Origin of the sequence: Clostridium sp. UBA4395 (genome assembly GCF_002390995.1) — a bacterium.
GTDB classification, from domain to species: Bacteria; Bacillota; Clostridia; order Clostridiales; family Clostridiaceae; genus Clostridium_J; species Clostridium_J sulfidigenes.
The window spans coordinates 1-2,906 of record NZ_DGRF01000014.1; the positions used below are offsets into that span (position 1 = coordinate 1).

The window sequence follows — 2,906 nt, forward strand, 5'->3', positions numbered from 1 at the left end:
CTCAGCGACAAGACTTATCTTACCATGATTTATTCTTATAAAATATACCTAATATTCTTCTTATATAAAATTATCCTTACATACCTTCTATTTTCATTTAAATGCTACCTTATCCTAATATTGATACACTAGGATTTGTTTATTTAATCTATTAATTGTATTTATACATTTATATCATGTATTTACTTATATTGTTTATTAGTATAAGCATAAATGGATAATTACCATTGTCTAAAATTAATTACCTCTTACCTTTTGAAAGAATATATAAATTGAATATTTATTATTTTTTTGGACAGATTATAATTATTAATAAAAATTTTGGGAAATATGGTGATTAAATTTATGAAGAAGAAAGAAAAAAGTTTTATTCCTCTAGTTGTTATATTTATATTAGTATTACAACTTATTAATTTATCAACCACAGAGCAAGGACAAAATACATCTAATAAAAATACAAAATTAATTAACAGTGACATAAAATCAATAAATACTCTATCTATAACTTATAGAGTTAATAACTCTAATACATTAACCACTGAACTTTCAAAATATAATTCTGAATACAATTCTTATTCTATACAAAAATCTGAACAAAAATATAAAAATTTGTATCATAATAATCAAGTAAGTGAAGAAGCGATAAACCAAACTATGCATTTGCCTGATTGGTTTAAATATAAAGTTATAGATGAAAACTTATTAAAATCTTATTTAGCTAATAGATCTTCTATACTTGAAGATGAACCTTATTTTTCATCCATAATAGAAGTGGGTAGAGATTTTAATATTAATCCTATACTGCTATTTGCTATTACAGGTCAAGAACAAAGCTTTGTTCCTCAAGATCATGTAAGTGCTAATAAAATAGCTAACAATCCTTATAATGTATTTTGTAGTTGGCAAAGTTATAATACTGATATTGTAGATGCATCTGAAATTGCTTGTCGTACAATTATAAATCTATCTAAGGATAGACCTGATAGTGTCGATCCTTTAGTATGGATTAATAGAAAGTACTCTGCTGATCAAAATTGGCATTATGGTGTAAGAAGTTTATACAACGAAATAATTGACTTTATAAATGAATAATAAAAGGTTTAGGTAATTCAAATAAGAACTACCTAAACCTTTTATTTATTTTCTATATATACACTTTTTGTTGGAAAAGCAATACTTACTTCTTCATCACTTAGAATTTTCATTATATTATAATTTATATCTTCTTTAATTTCCATATATTCATTGAATTCAACTCTATTTATAAAAAAATACATACTTATGTCTAAACTACTTTCATTAAATGTACTAAAGCTAACATGAATACTCTCACTATCTACTCCATCATGATTCTTTAGCATATCTTTTATGCTACTAACACACCTTTGAAGCTGCTCAGTAGCTGTATCATAGGTTACTCCTATATTCATAGTTACTCTTCTTAACTCTCTCTTGTTAAAGTTCAAAATTGAATCATTTACTAGTAATGAGTTAGGAACCGTTATTAACACTTTATCAAAAGTTCTTATTCTTGTACTTCTAAAACTAATGTCTTCTACTATTCCTTCTATCTCCTTACACTTAATCCAATCACCTATTGTAAAAGGATTATCCATAAATATTATGACACCTGACATCATATTAGCCGCAAAATCTTTTGCTGCCAAAGCTATTACAACTCCCCCTAAACCTATTCCTGTTATAAAAGCATTTACATCTAGCCCCCAAATATTCGCTACTTGTATAATCGCAAAAGCTATAATTAAATACTTTATTCCTTTGGCCATCATAGGTATTAATACAGTATTCACTTTTATATCATATTTATCTGTGGCTCTAAATAAAAAATCATCTGAATTATTAGTAATGTTAATTAATCCATTAGCAAATAATACTATAATTGATGTCCCTAATAATTTATTAATTATACTGCTAATATTCCATCCCATTGATGAATTTAGTATACTCATAAATATGTATACACCCATTACTATAAATGCCATTTTTATAGGTTTTTCAAATGCACTCAATATTTTTCTAGCACTTTTAATTTTTAAAGCTTTAAATATACCATCTAATATCTTTATAATATATTTAGCAAATATGTTTCTTAGGAACATTAACAATACGAATATTCCTACTCCTATTGCAATTGACTTCCACACTTCAAAAAATTTACTATTTAATATAATCTGTACATATTTATTTGTTAATATCTCTACTTGAGCTATTACCATTTATCTTTCCTCCTATATAAAAACTTAGTTTTCATTATTTATTCCCTTACAATTCCAAAAACAAAAACATCAACATATTCTTCTCCATCATAATATGCTTTTCTTCTTGTTCCCTCATGAAGAAAACCTACTGACCTTAATGTGCCTTGACTAGGATAGTTAAACATTAACACCTCTGCATCAACCCTATGAGTTCCAATGCTAAATAAATAATCTATAATTAATTTTAATCCTTCCTTAGCATATCCCTCTTGCCTATGACTTCCTAATCCAAACCTAAGCCAAGCCATTTCTTTATTTTCATCTAACCAGTTTATTCTTATGTATCCTATAGGTTCATTATTATCTTTTAATGCAATAATTAAATATAATTCTTCTCCTTCTTCTATGCTAAGCTTAATGTCTTGAAATTGATTTTCATAACTTATATTTGTATTTAATCCCACGGACATTTTTCTCATTACTATTTCATCTTTCCATTTAGCAATCAATTTAGCATCATTTAATTCTATATTTCTTAAATAAATTCGTTGTCCTTCACATATATTATACACTTTCTACCCTCCATACCAAAATGCTACTTCTCATATTATTATAAATTAAATTTATTATTTTATATATAAAAAAAGCACTCCATAATGAAGTGCTTTTGGTGGCTCACCGGGGGAT

The 2,906-nt window shown here is 26.2% G+C and carries 3 protein-coding genes; 1 reads left to right on the plus strand and 2 read right to left on the minus strand.

The window, feature by feature from the left end:
• The first annotated feature begins 345 nt into the window (after positions 1-345).
• Positions 346-1,092: a hypothetical protein gene (locus tag B2694_RS00895; protein WP_346884157.1), complete on the plus strand. Its 747-nt coding sequence runs from the start codon at positions 346-348 to the stop codon at positions 1,090-1,092.
• Positions 1,093-1,133: 41 nt separating this feature from the next.
• On the opposite strand, the gene B2694_RS00900 is transcribed toward B2694_RS00895, so the two are convergent.
• Positions 1,134-2,237: a mechanosensitive ion channel family protein gene (locus B2694_RS00900; protein WP_346884158.1), complete on the minus strand. Its 1,104-nt coding sequence runs from the start codon at positions 2,235-2,237 to the stop codon at positions 1,134-1,136.
• A 38-nt stretch (positions 2,238-2,275) separates the two neighbouring features.
• Positions 2,276-2,791, minus strand: coding sequence for a GNAT family protein (locus B2694_RS00905; protein WP_346884159.1), 516 nt, complete (start codon positions 2,789-2,791; stop codon positions 2,276-2,278).
• Between the last annotated feature and the right edge of the window lie 115 nt (positions 2,792-2,906).